Source organism: Pseudoclavibacter sp. RFBB5 (genome assembly GCF_002931555.1).
Taxonomy (GTDB): Bacteria; Actinomycetota; Actinomycetes; order Actinomycetales; family Microbacteriaceae; genus Pseudoclavibacter.
The window spans coordinates 80,668-106,061 of record NZ_PSTZ01000010.1 but is presented as its reverse complement, the minus strand read 5'-3'; the positions used below and the strand labels follow the sequence as shown (position 1 = coordinate 106,061).

Sequence of the window (25,394 nt, the reverse complement as noted above, 5' to 3'; positions counted from 1 at the left end):
TTCCTCGGGGTCGTGCGGTTGGTGACGCGAGTGGGAAGGTGCTTCAGAACGTGTAGTCGACGACGACAGGCGCGTGGTCCGACCAGCGAGTGTCGTAGCTCGCCGCACGGTCGACGGCGTAGCTGGCGGCCCGCTGCGCGAGGTCAGGGGTGGCGACGTGGTAGTCGATGCGCCAGCCCGTGTCGTTGTCGAAGGCCTGGCCGCGCTGCGACCACCAGGTGTACGGGCCCTCGACCTCGCCGGAGAGGCGGCGGCCCACATCCACGAACCCGAGCCCGGTGCCGGTGGAGCCGTCCGCACCCTCGACGCTGGCACCGCTCTCCCCGAAGATGCGGTCGAAGTACGCGCGCTCGCGCGGCAGGAAGCCTGCTCGCTTCACGTTGCCCTTCCAGTTCTTGATGTCGAGCTTCGTGTGCCCGACATTGAGGTCGCCGACGACGAGCGAGTGCGCGCTGTGCGCCTGCAGCTCGGGGAGTCTCGCGCTCATGGCGTCGAGGAACTTCCACTTCTCGTCCTGCTTCGGCGTGTCTGCCTCACCCGAGTTCACGTAGCAGCTCACGACGGTCAGCGGAGTGCCGTCGATGTCGAAGTCGGCCTCGAGCCAGCGGCCGGCCGAGTCGAAGTCTTCCGCCCCGAGGTCGGTGCGGACCTCGCGGATCGGGATGCGCGACGCGATCGCGACACCTGCTCGCCCCTTCGCGGTGGCCAGGTGGTCGTGCAGCTCCCAGTCGGCCGTGTCGATGAGCTTGTGCAGCTCCTCGGTGGGTGCACGCACCTCCTGCAGCGCGAGGATGTCGACGTCGCGCTCAGCGAGCCACTCGCCCATGCCCTTCTTGTAGGCGGCACGGACTCCGTTGACGTTCACTGACGCGATGCGAATGGTCTTTGGCATGGGCTCGAGTCTAGACGCGACCACCGACACGGGGCCCCGGGGCGCCCTCGCTCCAACCGACGCTAGACCCGTCCGCCCTCGAAGCGGCGACGCTGGGCCTCGGCCTCGACGCGACGCTGCTCGCGCAGCAGGGAGCGGTACTCGGCCATCGCCTTCCAGCGGAAGAAGCGTGGCGCCGAGTTGAGGCGCTCCCTCGCCTCGATGACCTCGGTCGCGATCTTCTGACGCTCGGCGCGCAGGATGGTGTCGGTCGACTCCTCCCTGGCTTCCTTCGCGGTGAGGAGCCTCGGAGACGCTCCGATGTCATCCATCGTCACCTTGACCCACGAGGCGGTGAGCAGTAGCACCGTGCAGAGCAGGTTGAGGAAGATCATGAGGCCCAGGAGGACGGCGAAGGAGGCGACAAGCGGGTTGCTCGTCGCGCCGCCGATGAGCGCGGTCGAGATCTGCTTCAGGATGCCGATGATGATCGCCCCGAGGAATGCGGCGAAGAACAGGGAACGGGTCGGGATGCGCAGGCCGGCGAGGATGCGCAGGATGCCGGCGAGAACGACGGTGTCGAACGCGAGCAGGATCAGCACCGTGACGATGCGGATGACGACCAGCGCGAAGCCGCTCGACTCGTCGATGCCAACGGTCTCGAGCAGCGACGACAGGAACGTGGAGGAGAGCACGGTGAGCGCCGCCGAGATGGCGAGGGCGATCGCGAACGCGAGAAGGAAGCCCAGGTCGACGAGCTTCTGCACGACGAAGTTGCGCTTTGTGGCGACGGGTACGTCGAAGATCGTGCGGATGCCCGTGCGCGCCTGGGCGAGCCAGCCGAGCGCCGTGCCGAGGGTACCGACCAGCGCGATGGCGCTCGCCCAGCCGAATGCGCCGGTGTTCTCGAGCAGGCTCGGGTCGATGGCGCCGTCTTCCCCGATCAGGCCCGGAAGCGAGGAATTGAGCACTCCGATGAGCCCGTCGCGCAGCTCCGGACTGGTCGCGAGGAAGATGCCCGCTACAGAGAAGAGGAGCCAGATACCCGCGAAGATGGAGAAGATAGCGGAATACGCCATGCCGCCGGCGAGTACCGAGGCGCTTCTTGCCCCGAAATGAGCGAAGACTCGGGCAGGGCGAGTAGCTTGAGCCCAGGCGATCAGCGCTTTCATGCGCTCGCCGAACGGCGCCTCCGGGGGGAACTTCGGAAACGGCGGCGCGAACGTGGAACTGCGCGAACTCTTGCCTGAGTTTTGCTCGGTCACGGTCGAAGCCTACGTTGCTGTGCCGATACGCTGTCTGAGTTACCAGCACGAAGGAGTTGCTATGAAATACACGGGGTTTGGCGTCGGGACCGGCGTCGCTTTCGGTGAAGTCCTGCGCATGCCTGATCCGCTCCCCGAGCCGGCCGACGAGCGCGCCACTGGCGACGCCGCGACCGAGTACGAGCGAGCGATCGAGGCACTCCGTGAAACCGGCGAGGCCCTCACCGCTCGCGCGGCGACGGTCGACGGCGCCGCGAAGAACGTGCTCGAGTCGCAGGCCATGATGGCTGCGGACCCGTCGCTTGCAGACAGCATCAAGTCGGCCACCGAAGCCGGCAAGACCGCCGAGCGCGCTGTCTTCGAGTCCTTCTCCTCCTTCGCCGAGATGCTGAAGAGCCTCGGCGGCTACCTCGCTGAGCGCGCCACCGACCTCGGCGACGTCTCGCAGCGCGTCATCGCCCTGCTCCGCGGCGTCCCCGCCCCCGAGGTCCCCTCGAGCGACACCCCGTTCATCCTCGTCGCGCACGACCTCGCGCCGGCCGACACGGCGAAGCTCGACCTGTCGAAGGTGCTCGCACTCGTCACGCGCGACGGCAGCCCGAAGGCGCACACGGGCATCCTCGCGGCCGAGAAGGGCCTCCCCGCCGTCGTCGCCGTCAAGGAGGCCGACAGCCTGCTCGACGGCATGACGATCGTCGTCGACGCCGCCAAGGGGCAGGTCATCACCGAGCCCAGCGCGGAGCGCATCGCTGAGGCGCAGGCCGAGATCGACCGCGTCGCGGCGATGAAGGCAGCCCCAGTCGAGCCCGGCGAGCTCGCAGACGGCACACCCGTGCAGATCCTCGCAAACATCGGCAAGCCGGCCGACGCGGAGCGTGCAGCTGCACTCGGCGCAGAGGGCGTCGGCCTCTTCCGCACCGAGTTCCTCTTCCTCGACAGCGACACCGCCCCGACGGTCGAGAAGCAGACGGCCGACTACACGGCCGCACTTGCCCACTTCCCGGGCAAGAAGGTCGTCGTGCGCGTCCTCGACGCCGGGGCGGACAAGCCCCTCGCGTTCCTCACCGAGGCCGACGAGCCGAACCCGGCTCTCGGGCTCCGCGGCATCCGCGTGCTCATGAAGAAGGAGCAGATCCTCCGCGACCAGCTCCAGGCGCTCGCCAACGCGCAGGCCGCGACCGAGGCGAAGGTCTGGGTCATGGCCCCGATGGTCTCCGACGCGCACGAGAGCGAGCACTTCACGTCGCTCGCCCGCGAGTACGGCCTCATGACCGCGGGAAGCATGATCGAGGTTCCCTCGGCAGCGCTCCTCGCCGAGCAGATCCTCGAGACCAGCGACTTCGTCTCCGTCGGCACCAACGACCTGACGCAGTACACGCTGGCCGCGGACCGCCTGCTGGGCAGCGTCGCGGCGTTCCAGGACCCGTGGCACCCGGCCGTGCTGCGACTCATCGAGCGCATCGGTGACGCTGGCGAGCACCACCAGAAGAATGTCGGCGTGTGCGGGGAGGCCGCGGCCGACCCGAACCTCGCGATCGTGCTCGTCGGGCTCGGCGTGCGCTCCCTCTCGATGGCGCCGCCCGCGTTCGTCGAGGTCCGCGCGGCACTCAAGCGCGTCACGCTCGAGCAGGCGAAGGAGATCGCGCATCTCGCGATCTTCGCGAAGTCGGCAGAGGGCGCGAAGGGCCGCGTCGTCGACGCGCTCGCGACGCGCGGCGTCATCACGACGGCCGTGCCGGTCGTCGAGGTCTAGCCACTCGATCCGAGGCCGAGCGCGTCGCCGCGCGGCCGCGCTGATCCCGAGCGGGGTGCATCCGGAGTCTTCCGGATGCACCCCGCTTCGCTGTGCGCTCGGCCGTCAATGCGGGCGTCTAGCGCGTATAATTGTACAGAATCCAGAAACGATGGAGTGTGCATGCCAGACCCCGGCCCCGTGGCTGCTCTCGAACGCGTCACGGTGCGATACGGAGCGGGTGAGCCAGCGCTCGACAGCATCGACTTCGAGATCCGCCGCGGCGAGATCATCGGCATCGTGGGAGAGTCGGGCGCGGGAAAGTCGACACTGCTGCGGCTGCTCGACGCCGACGAGACGCCGAGCGAGGGCCGGGTGCTCATCGAGGGCGCCGACCCGTCTGCGATGCGCGAACGAGAGCGTCGGGCTCTGCGCCGCCGCATCGGCATGGTCTTCCAGAGCTTCAACCTGCTCGCGAATCGCACGGCTCGGCAGAACGTGGAGCTTCCGCTTCGGCTGCAGCATCGCCGCGATCCGGCCTTCGTCGACGAGCTGCTCGACTACGTGGGGCTCGGCGACCGTGGCGGGGATTACCCGGCGCAGCTCTCAGGCGGACAGAAGCAGCGCGTCGCCATCGCGCGCGCCCTCGTGACGAGGCCCCCGCTGCTGCTCTGCGATGAACCCACCTCCGCGCTCGACGAGCGCACGACAAGCGACATCCTGCGACTGCTCGCCTCCACCAGGGACGACTTCGGCACGACCATCGCGCTCGTCACGCACGAGCTCGCCGCGGTGAAAGCGATCTGCGACCGGGCCGCGATCCTCGACAGGGGCCACTTGCAGGGCATCGTGGCGGTCGAGCACAGCGCTCGGGACGACCGCGGCTCGTACGTCGAGCACGCCAAGCGGGTGCTCGGATCGTGATGGAGCTCGTCGACAGCATCGTGACCTCTCTCACAGCCAACGCCGACGCCATCTGGCAGGCACTCGGCGAGACGGGGTACATGCTCGTCTTCTCCCTGGCCGCCGCGATCGTGCTCGGGCTGCCGCTCGGCGTGGTCATCTTCCTGACGCGCCCCGGCGGAGTGCGCGAGAACCGCGTCATCTGGCGGGCAGCGAACCTCTACGTGACCGTCGTGCGCTCGTTCCCGTTCCTGCTCTTCGTCGTCTTCCTCATCCCACTCACGCGCCTCGTGTTCGGCACGACGTTCGGTACGCAGGCGGCCACGTTCCCGTTGTGCTTCGTCGGTGTCGCGATCTACGCGCGGCTCGTCGAGCAGATCCTGCTCGAGGTGCCGTCCGGCGTCCTGCACGCGGCAAGGTCGATGGGGGCCGACACCGGGCAGATCGTCACCCGGTTCCTCTTCGTCGAAGCGCGCAGCGGGCTCGTCTACGCGCTCACCTCCGCAGCGATCAGCCTGCTCTCGTACTCGACGGTGCTCGGCGTCGTCGGCGGCGGCGGCCTCGGCGACTTCGCTCTGCGCTACGGCTACCAGGAGTACGACTACCCGCTCATGTACACGACGATCGTGATCGTCATCGTGTGCGTTCAGCTGCTGCAGACCGGTGGACACCGGCTCTCGGTGGCGCTCGACCGCCGCTGAGCGCATCCCTCCCCTGCATCCACCCCGCGAACGCACCGAAAAGGAACCACCAGCCATGACACTTCGACTCCGCACGATCGGGGCGGCGCTCGCCGTCGGATCCCTCGCCCTCCTCGCCGCGGGATGCGCGCCGGCCGCCGATGGGGCGAGCGGCGGTGGCGATGTCGTCACCATCAAGGTCGCCGCCACCGTGACCCCCATGACGGATGTCGTCGAAGCGGCGGCCGAGGCCATCGAGGACGGCTACGAGATCGAACTCGTTCCCGTCTCCGACTACGTGCAGCCGAACGTGCTCGTCGAGAACGGCGAGATCGACGCGAACTTCGTGCAGTTCGTGCCGTTCATGGAGGAGTTCAACACCAAGAACGACGCGTCGCTCGCCGGCGTCACGCCGATCTACTCGACGGTCGTCGCGTTCTACTCCAAGACGTTGGGCTCGCTCGACGAGCTGCCGCAGGGTGGCAGCGTCGTGATCCCCAACGACAGCGCGAACGCGGGACGCGCGCTGCAGCTGCTTGCCGATGGCGGCATCATCACCCTCGATGAGGGGGTCGAACGATTCACGGCCAAGGTGGCGGACATCACCGAGAACCCGCGCGAGCTGGCCATCACGCAGGTCGATCTGCTGCAGCTCAACACGGCCTACGAGGAGGCAGACGCGGTCTTCAACCTGCCGTCGTTCGCGCGACAGCTCGGGCTGACGCCCGTCGACAACGGCCTCGCGGTCGAGCAGGATGAGCAGTTCGCGGTGACGCTCGTGACGCGCGAGGACAAGCTCGGCACTCCGGAGATCACCGCACTCGAGAAGGCGTTCACGAGCGACAAGGTTCGGGAGACGCTCGAGTCGCTGGACGTGCCGCCGGCCTTCTAATGAGCAGGTTCACCGTCGCGGATCGCTGCCAGGCGAATGTCCCGGACGGCCTTCGCTGAGGCGATCGCCGCCAGTCGATGTGCCCTTCTCGGGGCGTCATTCGGGCCAGTCGGCTGGCAGCGTTCGAGGGCGGGCGGACGAGAGGGCGTGCGGGCGGCCGTCGCGGTCGGCGCGGAGTTGAGCCGTGGGCTGGCGGTCAGGCGCTGAACTCGCGCAGCAGCAGTGACGCGTTGTGCCCGCCGAAGCCGAACGAGTTCGACAGCACGGTGCGGATGCGCGCTGGGCGGGCCTCGTGCGCGACGACGTCCAGGTCCGGGAACTCCGGGTCATCGAGGTTGAGGGTCGGCGGGATCACGGAGTCGCGCATCGTGAGCAGCGAGATGACCGCCTCGAGGGCTCCCGCGGCGCCGAGCAGGTGGCCCGTGGCGGACTTGTTCGCGGTCACGGGAACCTCGCCAAGGCGTGAGCCGAGGAGCTCGCGCAGCGCGGCGGTCTCCATGGCGTCGTTGAGCGGCGTGCTCGTTCCGTGCGCGTTGACGTGGTCGAGCCCGCTCGCGTCAAGGTTTGCGTCGTCCAGAGCCGCGCGCATCGCCGCGAGGGCGCCGCTGCCGTCCGGGCGGGGCGCCGTCGGGTGGTATGCGTCTGACGTGGCGCCGTAGCCGGCGACCTCGCCGAGGATCTCGGCGCCCCGCGCGATCGCGCTCTCCTCCGATTCGACGAGCAGCGCTGCAGCACCCGCTGACATGACGAACCCGTGGCGCGCGCGGTCGAAGGGTCTGCTCGCGGTGTGCGGCGCATCCTCGTGCCCGATCGCGAGGGCGCCGAGGGTTGCGTTGACAGCGAGATTGACGCGGTTCAGGCAGTCGTCGGCCGCGACGACGAGCACGGCGTCGGCGTACCCGTGCCGAATGGTGCGCATGGCCTCTCCGAGGGCGACGGTGCCGCTCGCGCAGGTCGCGGAGAGCCCAGCCGTGGCGCCGCGCGCGCCGTAGCGCTCGCTGAGGTAGGCGGCGGCTGCGTCCGGGCCGCCGTACACGACGACGCCTGGTGGCACGCGGCGAGGCCCGGAGCTGTCGAGGATGCGCGCGGCGTCCTGAGTGAGCGAGACGGGACCGGAGCCGGTCGCGATGGTCACAGCGAACCTGGTCGAGTCGAACGGCAGCGAGCCTGGCGTGATGCCCGTCGAGCGCATGGCTTCGTCGGCGGCGGCCACAGCGTAGTGCGCGTGCCGATCGAGGCGGGCGACATCCCGCTTGGGGAGGTGGTCGGCTGCGATGAAGCCGTGGACCTCGCCCGCGACGCGCACGGTGAGGTCGGCGACGTCGATGCTCTCGATCCGTCGGATGCCGCTCCGCCCCGCGAGCAGCGACGCCCAGGTGCTGGCGGCGTCGAGCCCGTTCGGGGTGACCGCGCCGACGGCGGTGACGACCGCGCGCCTCACAGGCGGTCCGCCTCACCGGAGGTGACGAGCTCGAGAGCCGCCGCGCGGCGGATCTTCCCGCTGGCGGTGCGCGGCAGGAGCTGCACGCGGTACAGGCGGTGCGGCACGAACTGGGGCGCGAGCCGTGCCCTCAGGTGGCCGAGCATCTGCGCCTTGGTGGGGAGCGCATCCGGATCACCCTCGATCACCACCGCCACGAGCGATCCGAGGGTGTCGTCCGGCAGCGCGACGGCGCAGCACTGCTCGCAGCCGGGCAGCGAGGCGAGCGCGCGCTCGACCTGGGGGAGCGACACCTTGTGCCCGCCGGAGACGGCCACGTCACCGGCGCGGCCGAGCAGCTGGATGCGCCCGTCCTCGAACGACGCGAGGTCGTTGACGCTCGCCCACCCCTCGGCGTCCATGATGCGGTCTGCGCTTGTCGCCGCGAGGTACCGCTCGACGGCTGACCCCACGCGGATGTGCAGTGTGCCGGTCTCGCCAGCCGGCACCTCGACCCCGGCTTCATCGCGGACGCTCACCTCGACGCCAGCGAAGGGGGCGAGGTTCGTGCCGTCGCCCTCGTCGCTGTACCCGATGAACCCGATCTCCGAGGCTCCGTAGTAGCTGCGCAGGTGGGCTGTCGGGACGGCCTCCTCGAAGCCGCTGCGGATGTGCTCCGGCTGGTTGGCTCCGCCCGTGATGACCTCGACGAGCGAAGCGAGCGACTGCTCGCTCCGGCGTGCTGCTTGGAGGAGGGCGAGCAGCATGGCGGGTACACCGACGAAACGCCCGATGCGCTCCTCCGCGATGGTGCGCGAAGCCGCTCGCGCATCGAATCCGCTCTGCAGGTGCAGCGAACCACCCGTCCCGAGCACCTCGACGAGCGCGTACAGCGTGAGGCTGTAGGAGAGTGGGCCGGGCGCGATCGTCGAGCGGCCGTCGGCGGTGCCGAGGTACCGTCGGCTGATGCCGACGTTGTGGTCCCAGCTGCCGCGCGTGCGCAGGAACCCCTTGGGGAGGTCGGTGGTGCCCGACGTGAAGAGCAGCAGGAAGGGCTCGTCACGCGGCCTGACCTCGGGGCCAGGTGCCGCCTCGCCTCGTCTGGCGAGCGCTTCTGCGGCGGCCAGGTCGAACGACGCCAGCGACGTCACCGTCGCACCCCAGGCTGCGGCGTCCAGCTGCTCGGTGAACTCCGGGTCGTCGGTGATGACGAGCGCCGGTTCGACGCGGCGCAGGATCTCGAGTCGGTGCTCGAGCGGCCAGAGCGGGTCGAGCACGGCGGCGACGGCGCGGAAGCTGATGACTCCCGTCAGAAGGCGCGCGGTGTCGAAGGCGCGCGACAGGGAGAGCGCGACGATCGGCACGCCGGCGGTCTCGGCGGCGGATGCGCCGCTCGCGATGGGCTCCGACGAGCCGAGCAGCGTCTCGACGCCTGCCCGGACCTGGGCGCAGGAGCGGGACAGCTCGCTGTAGCTGAGGCGATCGCCGTCGCCGGCAAGCGCAGTGCGGCTCGGCCAGCGGGCGGCGGTGTCGATGAGCGTGCGAGTGATGGGCACCACACGATTCTAGGTCGCGGACCTCTGTGCGGCTGAGGCGTGCGCGGGGTGCCGTGTCGGGCGTCTCCCCGCGGGTTCCCTCCGCCGCGCGCGCACCGTCACCCCGGGGTGGGCATCCCGGCGCGGAGACGCTCAGTCGAGCCCGACACCGTTTCGCAGCTCGCGACCCTTCGCGATGTCCCTGTCGATCTGCTCGAGCCTCTTCGCGCTCGCCTTCGTGTCGCGCGGCGGCAGCTGGATGCTCTGCTCAGCCTCGATGCCCCCGCGCAGCTCCCGCACCCGCTCGATCTCAGCGTCGCACTGCGCGCCGAAGAGCAGAGCGAGGTTGACGATCCACAGCCAGAGCAGCGCGATGATGACTCCGGCGACGCCGCCGTACAGCCGCTCGTAGCTGCTGAAGTTCGCGACGTAGAAGAAGAACCCGCCGCTTGCGACGACCGTCACGAAGAGAGCGATGAACGCGCCGAGCGTCATCCACTTGAACTTCGGCAGCCTCACGTTGGGCGTTCCGTAGAAGAGCACCGCGATCATCACGATCACGACAGCGAGGACGATGGGCCAGCGGGCGAAGCTCCAGACCGCGAGCGATGCGTCGCCGAGGCCGATGAGGCCGCCGACCGCCGCGGCTACGGGTCCGGACAGCGCCAGGATCCCGAAGATCAGCAGCATGAGCACGAGGAGGACGATCGTCCAGATCATCATGATCGGGCGGAGCTTCCAGAACGGGCGACCCTCGTCGATCTCGTAGACCGTGTTCATGGCGTGCGAGAAGCAGTTCACGTACCCGGACGCCGACCAGAGGGCGCCGAGCAGACCGACCACGAACGCAGTGCCCGCGCCGCTGGACTCGCCGAGCTGCTCGACCGTGTTCCGCAGCGTCTCCGCGAAGGTCGGATCGGTCAGGTAGGTCGACATCTCATCGATGAACGACACTGCCTCCTCCGTCAGCCCGAAGAGGCCGATGACCGACATGAGCGCCAACAGCGCGGGGAAGACCCCGAGCAGCATGTAGAACGTGAGCGCGGCGGCGAGCACCGTGCTCTTGTCGCGGAGGAACTCGCGGATGGCGCGCGTCAGGATGTACCGCCAGGCTGGGCCGAGAACCGGTTTGAGTCCCTCCGGCTTGCGAGGGTCCCGCGCATCCGGGGCCGTCTGCGCCTTGACGACGCTGGTCTCGTGGGGTGAGCCGGGTGTGGTCATAGGAGCAGGCTAGGTGGGGCGGTGGGTCGAGGGTGGAGGGCGCGCGCTCGGGAGCGAGAGTCACGTCGACGTGACGGGCCGACACGCGAAGAGGGGCAGCCGAATTCGGCTGCCCCTCTTCGCGTGTGGATGCTCGTCGGTTAGACGCGGCCCTTGAGCATGGCCTGCTTGACCTCGGCGATGGCCTTCGTCACCTGGATGCCGCGGGGGCAGGCCTCGGTGCAGTTGAAGGTCGTGCGGCAGCGCCAGACGCCCTCGCGGTCGTTGAGGATGTCGAGGCGGACCTTCGCGTCCTCGTCACGGGAGTCGAAGATGAAGCGGTGCGCGTTGACGATCGCGGCGGGGCCGAAGTACTGGCCGTCGGTCCAGAACACGGGGCACGACGTGGTGCACGCGGCGCAGAGGATGCACTTGGTGGTGTCGTCGAAGCGCTCGCGGTCGGCGATCGACTGGAAGCGCTCCTTGCCCTTCTCGGGCTCTGCCTGTGCCTTCAGGAAGGGCTGCACCTCGCGGTACGCCTCGAAGAACGGCTCCATGTCGACGATGAGGTCCTTCTCGAGGGGGAGCCCCTTGATGGCCTCGACGTAGATGGGCTTCGAGATGTCGAGGTCCTTGACCAGCGTCTTGCAGGCGAGGCGGTTGCGGCCGTTGATGCGCATGGCATCGGACCCGCAGATGCCGTGCGCGCAGGAGCGACGGAACGCGAGCGAGCCGTCCTGGTCCCACTTGATGCGGTGCAGCGCGTCGAGGATGCGGTCGGTCGGGTACATCTCGACGTCGAACGCCTCCCAGTACGGCTCGGTGTCCGTCTCGGGGCTGTAGCGGCGGACGTTGAGCGTCACCGTGAACGGCTTGGGAGCCTCGATGGGCGCCTCGGGTGCTTCAGTTGTTGCAGCAGTCATTCTGTGAAGCCCTTCCTAGTACTTGCGCTCGGTCGGCTCGTAGCGCGTTACGCGCACGGGCTTCTTGTCGAGTCGGATGTGGTCGGCGGGGTCGGGGGACTTCCGGTCGCCGGTGAGGTACGCCATGGTGTGGTGCATCCAGTTGACGTCGTCGCGCTTCGGGAAGTCGTCGCGCATGTGGCCGCCACGGCTTTCCTCGCGGTTGAGGGCGCAGTAGACGAGCACCTCGGCGAGGTCGAGCAGGAAGCCGAGCTCGATGCCTTCGAGGAGCTCCGTGTTGTAGCGCTTGCCCTTGTCGAAGACGGCGATCTGCGTGTAGCGCTCGCGCAGCGAGTGGATGACCTTGGTCGCCTCGGTCAGCGTCTCCGAGGTGCGGAACACCTGGGCGTTCTTGTCCATCGTCTCCTGCAGCTCGCGACGCAGGCCGGCGACCGACTCGGTGCCGGTGGATGCCTGGAGGTCGTCGACCATGCTCTTCACGAACGCGGCGGCGTCGTCGGGCAGGGGAGCGAACTCGGCGGTCTTGACGTACTCGACGGCGTTGCGGCCGCTTCGCTTGCCGAAGACGTTGATGTCGAGCAGCGAGTTGGTGCCGAGGCGGTTCGAGCCGTGCACCGAGACGCAGGCGCACTCGCCGGCCGCGTAGAGGCCCGGGATGACGGTCTCGTTGTCGGAGAGCACCTCGCCGGCGTTGTTCGTGGGGATGCCGCCCATCGCGTAGTGCGCGGTCGGGTACACGGGCACGGGCTCGGTGACGGGGTCGACGCCGAGGTACGTGCGAGCGAACTCGGTGATGTCGGGGAGCTTCGTCTCGAGGACCTCGGCACCGAGGTGGGTGCAGTCGAGGTAGACATAGTCCTTGTGCGGGCCGGCGCCGCGACCGTCGAGGACTTCCTGCACCATGGAGCGGGCGACGATGTCGCGGGGTGCGAGGTCCTTGATGGTGGGCGCGTAGCGCTCCATGAAGCGCTCACCGGATGCGTTGCGCAGGATCGCGCCCTCGCCGCGTGCGCCCTCGGTGAGGAGGATGCCGAGGCCAGCGAGACCGGTGGGGTGGAACTGGTAGAACTCCATGTCCTCGAGCGGGAGGCCACGGCGCCAGACGATGCCCATGCCGTCACCCGTGAGCGTGTGCGCGTTGGACGTGGTCTTGAAGACCTTGCCGAAGCCGCCCGTCGCGAAGATGAAGGCCTTGCCCTGGAAGACGTGCAGCTCGCCCGTCTTGAGCTCTAGCGCCACGATGGCCGCGGGGACCTCCTGGCCGTCGACCTCGGTCATGACGATGTCGAGCGCGTAGAACTCGTTGAAGAACTTCACGTTGTGCTTGACGCAGTTCTGGTAGAGCGTCTGGAGGATCATGTGACCGGTGCGGTCGGCCGCGTAGCAGGCCCGACGGACGGGCGCCTTGCCGTGGTCGCGCGTGTGGCCACCGAAGCGGCGCTGGTCGATCTTGCCCTCTGGCGTGCGGTTGAAGGGGAGGCCCATGTTCTCGAGGTCGATGACCGCCTCGATGGCTTCCTTCGCGAGGATCTCGGCAGAGTCCTGGTCGACGATGTAGTCGCCGCCCTTGACGGTGTCGTAGGTGTGCCACTCCCAGTTGTCGTCCTCGACGTTCGCGAGGGCCGCAGCCATGCCGCCCTGGGCCGCACCGGTGTGCGAGCGCGTCGGGTAGAGCTTCGTGACGACAGCCGTGTCTGCGCCCTGTGCGGCCTCGATGGCCGCGCGCATCCCTGCACCACCGGCGCCGACGATGACGATCTCGTGCTGGTGGTAGTGGACGCCGTCGACGGTGCGCGTCGGAGCGAGCTTCTCTGCCATATGTCTGTGGCTCTTCTTTCTCAGGTGGTGGAAGTCGTGTGGCCGAGCGCCGCGGCTAGGCCGGGCAGAAGCTCGGCAGGTTCTCGGCGGCGCCGTTGGCGGGGCACGGGTCGAACGTGTAGATCACCAGGAGGCCGAGGACGATGAGCACCGTCGTGACGATGAACAGCGTGACCTGCAGCGCGCGGCGCGTGCTGGCCTTCGACACGTAGTCGTTGATGATCGTGCGCATGCCGTTGGCACCGTGGATGAACGCGAGGACGAGCATGAGCGTGTCCCAGACGACCCAGAACGGGTCGGCCATCTTGCCGGCGACGAAGGCGAAGTCGATCGCTGCGACGCCCTGCCCGACCATGAGGTTCGTGAACAGGTGGCCGAAGATCAGGATGACGAGCAGCACGCCGGAGACGCGCATGAACGCCCATCCGATGCGCTCCCAGTTCGTGCTGTTCTTGGCGGCAGCTGCCGAGCGCGGGTACTCGATGGTTTCGATAGTCATGGCAGCTCCCTCCTAGTGGCTGAACACGTTGATCAGGTGGCGGGGCGTGAAGCCGATCATCGTGACGACGCAGAGGCCGATGACGATCCAGAACATGAGCTTCTGGTACTTCGCGCCGCCCGGCAGGAAGTCGATGAGGATGATGCGGATGCCGTTGAACGCGTGGTAGCAGATGGCTGCCACGAGTCCGACCTCGCCGATGCCCATGATGGGCGTCTGGTAGGTGTGGATGGCCGCGTTGTAAGCCTCAGGGCTGACGCGCACGAGCGACGTGTCGAGCACGTGCACGATCAGGAAGAAGAAGATGGAGACGCCGGTGATGCGGTGGAGAACCCAGGACCACATGCCCTCGTTCCCCCGGTACAGCGTGCCGCCGCGATGCGGCTTCTTCGCTGACTTCTTCGGGGCTGTCGAGCCCGCCGGAGCTGGTGTCTGTACGGCTGACACGGGATTGCCCTTCTGTCGCGTTGCGTTCTCCGCTCAGGACTCTTGCGCCGAGGAGGTGAAGATGAGCGGCAGGTCCCAACTACACTGCGTTGGGCATGTTGATACCCGCCTAGACTACGCCTTCCGCGCTTTTCAGCTGGGAAGGTATACCTTCCTTCGTGCGAGGCCGCGTGGCCAGGACCTGGCCTTCAGACGTGGGGCAGAACGCTCGGCTGCCGCACATCCGTCATGACGGAAGCGTAGTGCGCAAGGAGCTCGTCGCAGACGCTCGTCCACGAACGGGAGAGCACGCGCCGCCGGCCCGCCTCGCCCATGCGTGCTCGAAGACCCGGGGAATCGACGAGCTGCTCGAGCATGCCCCTGAGGTCGAGGTCGCCCGCTCGGTCCGGATCGAAGTGGAAGCCATCGACGCCGTGCTCGACGAGGTCGATCGGCCCACCGGCGTACGGCGCCACGACGGGGAGGCCGCTCGCGTGCGCCTCCTGGATGGTCTGGCCGAACGTCTCCTCAGTTCCCGTGTGCACGAAGACGTCGAAGCTGGCGTAGGCCAGAGCCAGGTCGCGGCCACCGAGCCTGCCGGCGAAGTGCACGGGCACGCCCTTGAGCGCCTTGCGGATGCTCGGTTCGGAAGGCCCATCGCCCACGACGACGAGCTGCACCCCGTCGAGGCCGCGCAGGGAGGCGAGGCGCTCGACCTGCTTCTCCGGCGCGAGTCGGCCGACGTAGCCGATGATCGTGCGCGACTCGGCGCCAAGCCGTCGGCGGCTGTTCTGGACGGCCTGTTCGTGCTTGTTCCGCGGGTGATAGGTCTCGAGATCAACCCCTCGACCCCAGCGGGTGGCGTTGGTGATCTTCGCGCGACGCAGATCACCGAGCGCCGCGCTCGACGGCGCGAGCGTCAGGTCGGCGTTGTTGTGCAGCCAGCGGATGAACCACCAGGCGAAGCCCTCCATGGCGCTCAGGCGGTTGCGCTTCGTGTACCCGGCGACGTCGGTCTGGAAGACGGCGACGCTCGGGATGCCTCGTCGCTTCGCGGCGGCGATCGCCTGCGATCCCAGAAAGAGGGGGCTCGCCGCGTGCACGATGTCGGGCGCGAACTCGGCGAGCAGTCGGTCCACCCTTGGGGAGGGGAGGCCGACCGGGAACTGGCGGTAGTCGAGGGCTGGCTCCTCGACGACCCGAAAGCCGCGATACTCGCTGGGCGAGCCGGCGGCCGGGGTGATGACTATCGCCTCATGACCGCGCAGTGCGAGGTGGTCGAGCACCTTGCACACGCTGTTCGTCACGCCGTTGACAGTGGGGAGGAAGCTCTCGGTGACGACCGCGATGCGCATGACGCGAACGTAGGCGGCCAGCGTGGCGTCGAGGTGAACTCCGGGCGACGTGTTCCCGACGACATATCCACAGCATCGTCACGCCGAAACCAGCAGGAGACAGTGTTCCCCTATGGTGTTGCGCATGGCAGATGCGATCGATCGGTTCTATGGCGTGATCCCAGCGGGAGGCGTCGGTTCCCGACTCTGGCCCCTCTCGCGGGCCGAAGCCCCGAAGTTCCTCCACGACGTCGTCGGAAACGGCTCGACCCTGCTCAGGGCGACCTGGGACCGGCTCGCGCCGCTGTGCGCTGAAGACCGGCTGCTCGTCGTGACGGGTGAGGCGCACGCGAAGGAGGTGCGCGCGCAGCTTCCCGAGCTCATCGAGGAGAACATCGTCCTCGAGAGCGAGGGGCGGGAATCGACGGCGGCGATCGGCCTCGCCGCCGCGATCCTGCAGCGCCGTGTGCCAGACGCCATCATCGGCTCCTTCGCCGCTGACCACCTCATCGGCGCAACCGACCGCTTCGCCGCTGCGGTGCGCGAGGCCGTCGAGGCTGCCGACGCCGGCGTCATCGTGACGATCGGCATCCAGCCCATCGAGCCGTCGACCGCATTCGGCTACATCCGAGCGGGCAAGCCGCTCAAGATCCCAGCCGCACCGAGCGCCCGCAAGGTCGACGCGTTCGTCGAGAAGCCCAAGGAGGCGACCGCGCGCCGCTACCTGGCGTCTGGCGAGTACCTGTGGAACGCCGGCATGTTCTTCGCGCGCGTCGACCGCCTCATGGAGGCGCTCGCCGAGTCGAACCCGGTCCTGGCCGCCGGCATCAACGAGATCGCCGATGCCTGGGGCACCGAGCAGCAGGCCGAGGTCACGGCGCGCGTCTGGCCCGGCCTCGAGAAGATCGCCATCGACTACACGGTGGCCGAGCCGGCCGCCGCGCGCGGTGAGCTCGCCGTCATCCCCGGCTACTTCCAGTGGGACGACGTGGGTGACTTCGCAGCGGTGAGCCGACTCCGCAAGAGCACCAACGGCAACGGCGTGACGGTGCACGGCGACGAGAGCAACGTCGTCGTCGTCGACGGCTCCGGGCTCATCGTCAACCACACCGACCGAGTCGTCGCCATCGCCGGCATCAAGGACATCGTCGTCGTCGATACGCCGGATGCGCTGCTCGTCACGACCGCGGCCAACGCGCAGAAGGTGAAGCAGCTGGTCGCCGAGATCAAGGAGTCGAGGCGCCCGGAAGTCCTGTAGTCCGCCTCCCGCTCCTCTGCGCGCGTGCACGGTCACAACGATCCGTGCACGCGCGTAGCGGTCTGGGCGCGGCTCCCACTACTCTTCCGGCATGTCTCGCTCTCGCATCCCAGGCGCCTTCGGTGCCCTCGCCGTCGCCACCCTCGCCCTGACCGCCTGCCAGGCTCCACCGGAGGCCCCGGGCTCGACGGATGCGGCGGGCGCTGGCAGCGACTACCTCGCGTGCATGGTCGCGAACAGCGGCAACATCCAGGACCGCTCGTTCAATCAGGCCGTCTTCGAGTCGCTCGAGGCGGCGCAGGAGGAGTACGGCGTGGAGATGCGGGAGACCGTCTCGCAGTCGCAGGCCGACTACGAGACGAACCTCGAGACCATGGTCGGCGAGGGCTGCGACTACATCGTGACGGTCGGGTGGGAGCTCGCCGACGCGACCAGGGCGTCCGCCGAGGCGAACCCCGACATCACGTACTCGGTCGTCGACGAGGTCGTCGAGGGGCCGAACGTGGCCTCGATCGTGCACGACACCGCGCAAGCGGCGTTCCTGGCCGGGTACCTCGCGGCTGGCGTCAGCCAGACGGGCGTCGTCGGCACCTTCGGCGGCGGCAACCAGCCACCCGTGACCGTGTTCATGGACGGCTTCGCGGCGGGCGTCGAGCAGTACAACACCGCCAAGGGCGCGTCGGTGCGTGTCGTCGGCTGGGATCCCAAGACGCAGCAGGGCTCGTTCACGGACGACTTCACCAACACGAACGCGGCGCAGACGACGGCGCAGGGGCTCATCTCGCAGGGGGCAGACATCATCATGCCCGTCGCAGCCCAGGCCGGTGAAGGCGCCGCTGCGGCAGCGCTCGCGGCCGGCGACGTCGGCATCATCTGGGTCGACTCCGACGGCTACGAGCTCCTCGGCGAGGAGTACCGCCCCCTGCTCGTGACGACGGTCGAGAAGCGGATGGAGCCGGCCATCCTCGGCGTCATCGGCTCAGACATCGATGGCACCTTCGAGCCGGGCAACAACGTCGGCACGCTCGGGAACGACGGAGTCGGGCTCTCCTCCTTCCACGACTGGGACTCGAAGATCCCCGCCGAGCTGAAGGCCGAGGTCGAGGATCTGAAGGCGAAGATCGTGGCCGGCGAGATCGTCGTCGAGTCGCCGTCGTCGCCGACGGGCGCCAACTGAGCGGATCTGCGACCCGATCGAGCACCCTCACCGACCGATCGGCCCGGAAGATTCCGGCCCCGTGAGAATCGGCGCCCGACGCGCCGAGAAACACACTCGTAACTGTGCAACGGTCGGGTTTCGATTCCGATCTGGGCCGTATTGTGACGCCGGGCTACGGCTATGCTCGGGCAATCACCAGCTTCGTCGGCATCCGCGTTCTGCGGCGCGACGGACATCCAACTCAGGAGGATCGAGAGTGGCTATCTCTTCGAAGCAGCGCTTCGCTGCAATTGGCACCATGGGCGTCGCAGCCCTCGTGCTCGCCGGTTGTGCCCCAGCTCCGGACGCGGGCGACGCGCCAGCTGAAGGTGCATCCGACTTCACCGCGTGCATGGTGTCTGACGAGGGCGGGTTCGACGACCGCTCCTTCAACCAGCTCGCACACACCGGTCTCGAGAACGCGGAGTCCGAGCTCGGAGTCAGCGTGCTCGAGGCAGAGTCGGCGACACCGGACGACTACGCGGCCAACCTGACGACCATGGTCGACCAGGGCTGCAACATCATCGTTCCCGTCGGCTTCAAGCTGGCCGACGCGACGGCTGCCGCCGCCGAGGCGAACCCAGAGGTCGACTTCGCGATCGTCGACGTCGAAGGCCTCGGCATCCCGAACGTGCTCGAGCTCAACTACGACACGGCGCAGGCCGCGTTCCTCGCGGGCTACGCAGCAGCTGCGTACTCGAAGACGGGCACGGTCGCCACCTACGGCGGCGCCGCCATCCCGACCGTCACGATCTTCATGGACGGCTTCGCCAATGGTGTCAAGCACTTCAACGAGGCCAAGGGCAAGGACGTCAAGGTCATCGGCTGGGACGTCGACTCGCAGCAGGGCTCGTTCGTCGATGACTTCACGAACGTCTCCCGTGCCAAGGAGATCTCCACCGGCTTCCTGAGCCAGGGCGCAGACGTCATCCTCCCCGTCGGCGGCCCCCTCTACCAGGGCGCAGCAGAAGCGATCCGCGAAGGCGGCCAGGACGCTGTCATCCTCGGCGTCGACTCCGACCTCGCCATCGCTGACGAGCAGTACGCGGACATCATCCTCGTCTCGATCATGAAGGGACTCGACGTCACCGTTCTCGACGCCATCTCCCAGAGCGTCGACGGCACCTTCGAGGGCGGCACGACCTACACGGGCGTCCTCGAGAATGAGGGTGTCAGCCTCTCGGGCTTCGGCGCCTTCGAGTCTGAGCTGCCCGAAGGCACGCTCGACGAGATCGACGCCCTGAAGCAGGAAGTCATCGACGGCAAGTACCCGGACCTGTCGCCTTCCTCACCAAAGGTCTGACCCTCCGGCCTCTGGACTGACGTCCAGGCACAACATGGATGCGGGGCCGTCGCGCAACTCGCGGCGGCCCCGTAGCATGCCTACGCATGCAATCCGAGTCGGTGGCGGCCACCCGCCGCCCCGGCTCCAGCACGACCGGCCCACCAGGCCGTATCCCGCACTACCGCACAGCGAAGTGGACCGCTATGAAACTCGAGCTTCGAGGCATCACCAAGCGATTTGGTGCCTTCACGGCCAACGACAACATCAACCTCACCATCGAGGAGGGCGAGATCCATGCGCTCCTCGGCGAGAACGGTGCTGGCAAGTCGACCCTGATGAACGTGCTCTACGGCCTGTACCAGGCCGACGAGGGCGAGATCCTGCTGGACGACGCCGTCCAGCACTTCTCCGGGCCGGGCGACGCCATGGCCTCCGGCATCGGCATGGTCCACCAGCACTTCATGCTCATCCCCGTCTTCACGGTCGCGGAGAACCTCATGCTCGGCCACGAGCCGGCCAACGGCGCCGGCGTCCTCGACATCGACAGCGCCCGCCAGAAGGTCCGTGACCTCTCAGCGCAGTTCGGCTTCAACATCGATCCGGATGCGCTGGTCGAGCACCTGCCCGTCGGCGCGCAGCAGCGCGTCGAGATCATCAAGGCGCTCTCGCGAGACGCGAAGATCCTCGTCCTGGATGAGCCCACCGCCGTGCTCACACCCCAGGAGACCGACGAGCTGATCGTCATCATGGACCAGCTGCGCAAAGCGGGCACGTCCATCGTCTTCATCACGCACAAGCTGCGCGAGGTCCGCAAGGTCGCAGACCGCATCACCGTCATCCGCCGCGGCAAGGTCGTCGGCACGGCACTCCCGAGCGAGTCGAACGAGGAGCTCGCGGCGAAGATGGTCGGCCGCGCCGTCGACCTCGACGTCGACAAGGAAGCTCCGAAGCTGGGCGAGACGACGTTCGTCGTCTCCGAGCTGACGGTCTTCGACGAGGTCGGCGCCAAGCAGGTCGACGACCTCAGCTTCGAGGTCCGCGAGGGCGAGATCCTCGTGATCGCCGGCGTGCAGGGAAACGGGCAGACCGAGCTGACGGAGGCCATCCTCGGCCTCCACAAGAAGGCGCTCGGCTCGATCAGCCTCGACGGCAACGAGCTCATCGGGCAGACGGTCAAGAAGACGCTGGATGCCGGGCTCGGCTTCGTGCCGGAAGACCGCACGGAAGATGGCATCGTCGGCGACTTCACGATCGCCGAGAACCTCGTGCTCGACCGCGCCGACCGCGCACCGTTCTCAAACGGGATCGCGCTGAACCTGCGGGAGATCACGGCCTTCGCCGAGAAGAACGTCAAGGACTTCGACGTCAGGGCGCCCTCCATCGAGACGGCCGTCGGCCGACTCTCCGGCGGCAACCAGCAGAAGGTCGTGCTCGCGCGCGAGCTCGGCCGGGACCTGCGGATGTTCATCGCCTCGCAGCCGACGCGCGGTCTCGACGTCGGATCGATCGAGTTCGTGCACGAGCAGATCGTGCGCGTCCGCGACTCGGGCATCCCGGTCATCATCGTGTCGACCGAGCTCGACGAGGTTGTGCAATTGGCGGATCGGATCATGGTCATGTACCAGGGCAAGAGCATGGGAATCGTTGGACCGGAGACGTCTCGCGACGTGCTCGGCCAGATGATGGCGGGGGTCGAAGTATGAGCCAGCTCCAGAACGTGACGGCCGAGACGCCGCCACCACCCGGCACGCAGGTGCCGGTCACCGCGAGCGAGCAGTCGCCGTGGCACGGCCTCTGGCGCGACATCCTCGGGGGTGGGCCGCTGCGCTCCATCCTCGCGATCGTCCTCGCGCTGCTCATCGGCTCGCTCCTCGTCGTCTTCACGAGCGACGATGTGCTCGAGACGACCGGGTACTTCTTCTCCCGGCCGATGGACCTCTTCGCCGCCGCGGGCGGTGTCATCGGCGGTGCGTTCCGCGCGCTGTGGGAGGGTGCGGTCTACTCGCCCCGCAACGGATTCGTTCCGCTGACGAACACGCTCATGTGGGCGACGCCGCTCATCACGGCCGGCCTCGGGGTCGCGTTCGCGTTCCGCGCTGGCCTGTTCAACATCGGTGGTCAGGGCCAGATCCTCATCGCCGCGCTCTTCACCGGCTTCGTGGGCGCGAGCCTGCAGCTTCCCTTCGTCGTGCACGTGCTCGTCGCAGCATTCGCCGGCATCGTCGGCGGCTCGATCTGGGCCGGCATCGCCGGCTGGCTGAAGGCGCAGACCGGAGCGCACGAGGTGATCGTCACGATCATGCTCAACTGGATCGCGTTCTGGGGCCTCACGTACCTGCTCAAGACCCCCGTCTTCCAGGCGGAAGGCGCCGGCGGAAACGCGAAGGCCAAGCCCATCGTCGAGTCGGCGCAGCTGCCCGATCTCGTGGGCGCCGCCGACTGGGGCTTCATCCTCGCGATCATCGCCGCCTTCGTCTACTGGTGGATCATGGAGCGCACGACGATCGGCTTCAAGGTGCGGGCCGTCGGCCTCAACCCGAGTGCCGCTCGCACTGCAGGCATCAATGTCGCCTTCATCACGTTCCTCACGATGGCCATCGCCGGTGCGTTCATCGGCCTCGCGGGCGCCACGCAGGTGCTCGGCCGCGCCACCGCCGGCTACGACCCCGGCGTCCACGCGGGCATCGGCTTCGATGCCATCACAGTCGCGCTCCTCGGTGCGGGCCACCCCGTCGGCATCATCCTCGCGGGTCTCCTCTTCGGCGCGCTCAAGGCCGGCTCCTTCCCGATGCAGGTCGTCGAGGGCATCCCGATCGACATCGTCGCCGTCATCCAGGGCCTCATCGTGCTCTTCATCGCGGCACCTCCGCTCATCCGTGCGATCTTCCGCCTGCCGAAGCCCTCCGGCATCCGCCTGCTCGACCGCATCCGCGCGTCGAGGGAAGGGAAGGATGACGGGCCGTCGAGCACGAAGGACGGCACGGGCAGCAACGGCACGAAGAACGAGGTGAACGCATGACCGCAGTGACGCCGAGCACCGAGGAGCAGATCCCGGTGGGCGCGAGCACCAAGGCTGAGGTCCGCACGACGCGCAGCTGGAAGGCCCCCATCGCGTACGCCTTCTTCAGTGCACTCGTGCTCGTGGTCTTCGGGCTTCTCGCACCTGCCGGTGCCTCGAGCACGATCGACCTGAACTCGGACGGCGTGCCCATCAAGTTCGACCCGCTGGTCCTCCCGACCATGGTCACGAACCTCGTGATCGGCGTGATCCTCGCCGGCATCACCGTCGTCGCCTTCCTCCGCACGGCCGCAGGGGCGAAGCTGCCCATGTGGGTCATGGTCGTCTTCGGCATCCTCTGGGTGTGGGCGCTCATCGTCTTCATCGGCGCGAACGCCAACGTGCCGCTCACCTGGCTGCTCACGGGAACGCTCGCGATCTCGACCCCGCTCATCTTCGGCTCGATGGCGGGCCTCGTCTCCGAGCGCGTCGGCGTCGTGAACATCGCCATCGAAGGCCAGCTCCTCGCCGGCGCCTTCACCTCAGCGCTGATCGGCTCGATGACGGGCAACCCGTTCCTCGGCCTCCTCGGCGCGATCCTCGCCGGCATGCTCGTCTCGCTCATCCTCGCCGTCTTCTCGATCCGCTACCTGGTCGAGCAGGTCGTCGTCGGTGTCGTCATCAACATGCTCGTGATCGGACTGACGAACTTCCTCTACTCGGGCGTCATGACGCGCGACAGCGGGTTCCTCAACACCATCGCGCAGAACGAGAAGTACCCGCGCTTCGCGATCCCGCTGCTGAGCGACATCCCCGTGATCGGGCCGCTGCTGTTCGACAACACGTTCATCGTGTACCTGATGTTCATCACGGTGCCCGTCCTCACCTTCGCGCTCTTCAAGACCCGCTGGGGGCTGCGTCTCCGCGCCGTCGGCGAGCACCCGAAGGCGGCCGACACGGTTGGCATCAAGGTCAACAAGACGCGTTTCTGGAACGTCCTGCTCTCCGGCGCCATCGCCGGCGCGGGCGGCAGCTTCTTCACGCTCGGCAGCGTCGGCTCGTTCAGCCAGGAGATGACGAGTGGCCAGGGCTACATCGCCCTCGCCGCCCTCATCTTCGGCCGCTGGCACCCGGTCTACGCGACCCTCGCCGCGCTGCTGTTCGGCTTCGCCTCGAACCTCAAGACCCTCGTGAGCCAGGTCGGGGCGAACATCCCGCCCGAGTTCATGGCGATGATCCCGTACATCGTGACGATCCTCGCCGTGGCCGGTTTCGTCGGCCAGTCCCGAGGCCCCGCCGCGGCGGGCAAACCCTACGTGAAGGCATAGGTGCAGCCATGACGGCAACAGGAACCGAAGCGCTCGAGCCCGACTGGGCGACCCTCCGCGAGGCTGCGCGCGACATCATGACGAAGGCGTACGCGCCCTACTCGAACTACTCCGTCGGCGCGGCCGCGCTCGTCGACGACGGTCGCATCGTCGTCGGCTGCAACGTCGAGAACGCGAGCTACGGGGTCGGCCTCTGCGCTGAGTGCGGACTCGTCTCGGCACTCCAGGCGAGCGGTGGCGGCAAGCTCGTCGCCTTCACATGCTGCAACGGCGACGGCGACGTCATCATGCCGTGCGGCCGCTGCCGCCAGCTGCTGTACGAGTTCTCGGCACCGGGGATGCTCCTCGACACCGTCTCGGGCATCCGCACCATCGACCAGGTACTGCCGGACGCGTTCGGCCCCAGAGATCTCGAAGGGATCAAATGAGCTCCACCCCCGCCCAGTCCGCAGTCGAGGCGTTCGACGCCGTCGACCTCATCAAGGCGAAGCGCGACGGTCGTCTGCTGTCGACGCCCGAGATCGACTGGCTCATCTCGCGCTACGCCAACGGCTACGTGGGTGACGAGCAGATGGCGGCGATGGCGATGGCCATCTTCCTCAACGGCATGGAGCGCACCGAGATCCGCGACATGACGCTCGCCATGATCGCGTCGGGTGAGCGGATGAACTTCGACGGGCTCGGCAAGGTCACGGTCGACAAGCACTCCACGGGAGGTGTCGGCGACAAGATCACGCTCCCGCTCATGCCGCTCGTCGCCTCCTTCGGCGTCGCCGTGCCGCAGCTCTCGGGCCGCGGACTCGGCCACACGGGTGGCACCCTCGACAAGCTCGAGGCCATCCCCGGCTGGCGTGCCGAGCTCTCCAACGAGGAGATGTTCACCCTCCTGCAGGAGATCGGCGGCGTCATCTGCGCAGCCGGTGCAGGCCTGGCTCCAGCCGACAAGAAGCTCTACGCGCTCCGCGACATCACGGGAACCGTCGAGTGCATCCCGCTCATCGCCTCGAGCATCATGTCGAAGAAGATCGCCGAGGGCACCGATTCGCTGGTGCTCGACGTGAAGTTCGGCTCCGGCTCCTTCATGGGCGACATCGAGCGTTCGCGTGCGCTCGCCGAGACGATGGTCGCGCTCGGCGAGGATGCCGGTGTGCGCACCTCGGCGCTGCTCACGAACATGAACGTCCCGCTCGGGCTCGCGATCGGCAACGCCAACGAGGTGCGCGAATCGGTCGAGGTGCTCGCTGGCGGCGGCCCCGCCGACGTCGTCGAGCTCACGGTCGAGCTGGCTCGCGAGATGCTCCGCCTCGCGGGGCAGCCGGACGCCGACGTCGAAGGTGCGCTGAAGAACGGCGCGGCGATGGATGTGTGGCGCCGGTGGGTCTCGGCGCAGGACGGCGACCCGGATGGGGCGCTGCCCGTCGCGCGCGAGACGCACGACGTCCGCGCCGACCGCGACGGTGTGCTCGTCCGCCAGGAAGCGCTGCCGTTCGGCATCGCGGCCTGGCGCCTGGGAGCCGGACGCGCGCGCAAGCAGGACCCGGTCATCCATTCGGCAGGCATCGACCTCGCCGCCAAGCCGGGCGATGCCGTGAAGAAGGGGGACGTGCTCTTCACGCTCTCGGCCGAGGATGCCGCCCGCTTCCCGCGTGCCCTCGAGGCGCTCGAGGGGGCGTACGAGATCGGCGACGCCGGCTCGGAGATCCTCACCGGCGGTCCGCTCATCGCTGGCCGCGTCGGCGCGGAGTAGTCGGGCTCGCGGTGTGGAGAAGGGAAACCTTCTCCACACTGCCACGCCAGGTCGCGCGCCGGTTGCCTCCGCCAGATAGAAT

At 68.1% G+C, this 25,394-nt stretch carries 22 protein-coding genes; 12 read left to right on the top strand and 10 right to left on the bottom strand.

All coding sequences use genetic code 11. The features are described 5' to 3' along the window. Positions 1–43 precede the first annotated feature (43 nt). Positions 44–892 carry an exodeoxyribonuclease III gene (locus C5B97_RS15220; protein ID WP_104312851.1) on the bottom strand — a complete coding sequence of 283 codons (849 nt, stop codon included), beginning with the start codon at positions 890–892 and terminating at the stop codon, positions 44–46. A gap of 62 nt (positions 893–954) precedes the next feature. Continuing rightward, a complete protein-coding gene (locus tag C5B97_RS15215; protein ID WP_104312850.1) occupies positions 955–2,043 on the bottom strand; it encodes a YihY/virulence factor BrkB family protein in 1,089 nt (362 codons plus the stop codon). A 154-nt stretch (positions 2,044–2,197) separates the two neighbouring features. Here C5B97_RS15215 and ptsP point away from each other — a divergent pair, with 154 nt between their 5' ends. From ptsP to C5B97_RS15195, 4 genes are all read left to right on the top strand, one after another. Continuing rightward, positions 2,198–3,889, top strand: coding sequence for a phosphoenolpyruvate--protein phosphotransferase (ptsP, locus tag C5B97_RS15210; RefSeq protein ID WP_104312849.1), 1,692 nt, complete (start codon positions 2,198–2,200; stop codon positions 3,887–3,889). A 162-nt stretch (positions 3,890–4,051) separates the two neighbouring features. Continuing rightward, on the top strand, positions 4,052–4,792 hold the full coding sequence (locus tag C5B97_RS15205) for an ATP-binding cassette domain-containing protein (protein ID WP_104312848.1): 741 nt from the start codon (positions 4,052–4,054) through the stop codon (positions 4,790–4,792). 20 nt (positions 4,793–4,812) lie between these two features. After that, complete coding sequence (locus tag C5B97_RS15200; RefSeq protein ID WP_258068302.1) at positions 4,813–5,472, top strand: methionine ABC transporter permease; 660 nt, start codon at positions 4,813–4,815, stop codon at positions 5,470–5,472. 55 nt (positions 5,473–5,527) lie between these two features. Continuing rightward, positions 5,528–6,343, top strand: a complete 816-nt coding sequence (locus C5B97_RS15195) for a MetQ/NlpA family ABC transporter substrate-binding protein (RefSeq protein WP_104312846.1) — start codon at positions 5,528–5,530, stop codon at positions 6,341–6,343. Between the two features lie 196 nt (positions 6,344–6,539). On the opposite strand, the gene C5B97_RS15190 is transcribed toward C5B97_RS15195, so the two are convergent. From C5B97_RS15190 to C5B97_RS15155, 8 genes are all read right to left on the bottom strand, one after another. Then, positions 6,540–7,784 (bottom strand): beta-ketoacyl synthase, encoded by a 1,245-nt coding sequence (locus tag C5B97_RS15190; RefSeq protein WP_104312845.1) that lies wholly within the window; start codon positions 7,782–7,784, stop codon positions 6,540–6,542. Further along, positions 7,781–9,319 carry a class I adenylate-forming enzyme family protein gene (locus tag C5B97_RS15185; protein ID WP_104313028.1) on the bottom strand — a complete coding sequence of 513 codons (1,539 nt, stop codon included), beginning with the start codon at positions 9,317–9,319 and terminating at the stop codon, positions 7,781–7,783. Before C5B97_RS15185 ends, C5B97_RS15190 begins: the two co-directional genes overlap by 4 nt. Positions 9,320–9,451: 132 nt before the next feature. Further along, positions 9,452–10,519 carry a YihY/virulence factor BrkB family protein gene (locus tag C5B97_RS15180; RefSeq protein WP_104312844.1) on the bottom strand — a complete coding sequence of 356 codons (1,068 nt, stop codon included), beginning with the start codon at positions 10,517–10,519 and terminating at the stop codon, positions 9,452–9,454. Between the two features lie 140 nt (positions 10,520–10,659). Beyond that, complete coding sequence (locus tag C5B97_RS15175; RefSeq protein ID WP_104243064.1) at positions 10,660–11,421, bottom strand: succinate dehydrogenase iron-sulfur subunit; 762 nt, start codon at positions 11,419–11,421, stop codon at positions 10,660–10,662. 15 nt (positions 11,422–11,436) lie between these two features. After that, positions 11,437–13,239 (bottom strand): succinate dehydrogenase flavoprotein subunit, encoded by a 1,803-nt coding sequence (gene sdhA / locus C5B97_RS15170; RefSeq protein WP_104252203.1) that lies wholly within the window; start codon positions 13,237–13,239, stop codon positions 11,437–11,439. A gap of 55 nt (positions 13,240–13,294) precedes the next feature. Then, complete coding sequence (gene sdhD / locus C5B97_RS15165; RefSeq protein ID WP_179557903.1) at positions 13,295–13,738, bottom strand: succinate dehydrogenase, hydrophobic membrane anchor protein; 444 nt, start codon at positions 13,736–13,738, stop codon at positions 13,295–13,297. A 12-nt stretch (positions 13,739–13,750) separates the two neighbouring features. Then, entirely contained in the window at positions 13,751–14,185 is a 435-nt protein-coding gene (gene sdhC / locus C5B97_RS15160) for a succinate dehydrogenase, cytochrome b556 subunit (protein ID WP_219819820.1), read from the bottom strand. 188 nt (positions 14,186–14,373) lie between these two features. Then, the gene (locus C5B97_RS15155; RefSeq protein ID WP_104312843.1) at positions 14,374–15,519 is read right to left on the bottom strand and encodes a glycosyltransferase family 1 protein; all 1,146 of its coding nucleotides are present in this window, start codon (positions 15,517–15,519) and stop codon (positions 14,374–14,376) included. 124 nt (positions 15,520–15,643) lie between these two features. On the opposite strand from C5B97_RS15155, the gene C5B97_RS15150 reads away from it, so the two are divergent. The 8 genes from C5B97_RS15150 (at position 15,644) to C5B97_RS15115 (ending at position 25,312) form a co-directional block, all read left to right on the top strand. Continuing rightward, positions 15,644–16,756: a mannose-1-phosphate guanylyltransferase gene (locus C5B97_RS15150; protein WP_104313027.1), complete on the top strand. Its 1,113-nt coding sequence runs from the start codon at positions 15,644–15,646 to the stop codon at positions 16,754–16,756. A 91-nt stretch (positions 16,757–16,847) separates the two neighbouring features. Next, positions 16,848–17,933 carry a BMP family protein gene (locus C5B97_RS15145; RefSeq protein ID WP_104312842.1) on the top strand — a complete coding sequence of 362 codons (1,086 nt, stop codon included), beginning with the start codon at positions 16,848–16,850 and terminating at the stop codon, positions 17,931–17,933. A 238-nt stretch (positions 17,934–18,171) separates the two neighbouring features. Then, positions 18,172–19,257: a BMP family protein gene (locus C5B97_RS15140; RefSeq protein WP_104312841.1), complete on the top strand. Its 1,086-nt coding sequence runs from the start codon at positions 18,172–18,174 to the stop codon at positions 19,255–19,257. A gap of 185 nt (positions 19,258–19,442) precedes the next feature. Beyond that, positions 19,443–20,942, top strand: a complete 1,500-nt coding sequence (locus C5B97_RS15135; RefSeq protein WP_104252208.1) for an ABC transporter ATP-binding protein — start codon at positions 19,443–19,445, stop codon at positions 20,940–20,942. Further along, positions 20,939–22,258 carry an ABC transporter permease gene (locus tag C5B97_RS15130; RefSeq protein WP_104312840.1) on the top strand — a complete coding sequence of 440 codons (1,320 nt, stop codon included), beginning with the start codon at positions 20,939–20,941 and terminating at the stop codon, positions 22,256–22,258. Before C5B97_RS15135 ends, C5B97_RS15130 begins: the two co-directional genes overlap by 4 nt. Then, the gene (locus tag C5B97_RS15125; protein ID WP_104312839.1) at positions 22,255–23,565 is read left to right on the top strand and encodes an ABC transporter permease; all 1,311 of its coding nucleotides are present in this window, start codon (positions 22,255–22,257) and stop codon (positions 23,563–23,565) included. Before C5B97_RS15130 ends, C5B97_RS15125 begins: the two co-directional genes overlap by 4 nt. Before the next feature lie 8 nt (positions 23,566–23,573). Beyond that, positions 23,574–23,993, top strand: coding sequence for a cytidine deaminase (locus C5B97_RS15120; RefSeq protein WP_104312838.1), 420 nt, complete (start codon positions 23,574–23,576; stop codon positions 23,991–23,993). Then, positions 23,990–25,312 (top strand): thymidine phosphorylase, encoded by a 1,323-nt coding sequence (locus C5B97_RS15115; protein ID WP_104312837.1) that lies wholly within the window; start codon positions 23,990–23,992, stop codon positions 25,310–25,312. The genes C5B97_RS15120 and C5B97_RS15115 overlap by 4 nt, the downstream gene beginning before the upstream one ends. Positions 25,313–25,394: the final 82 nt, after the last annotated feature.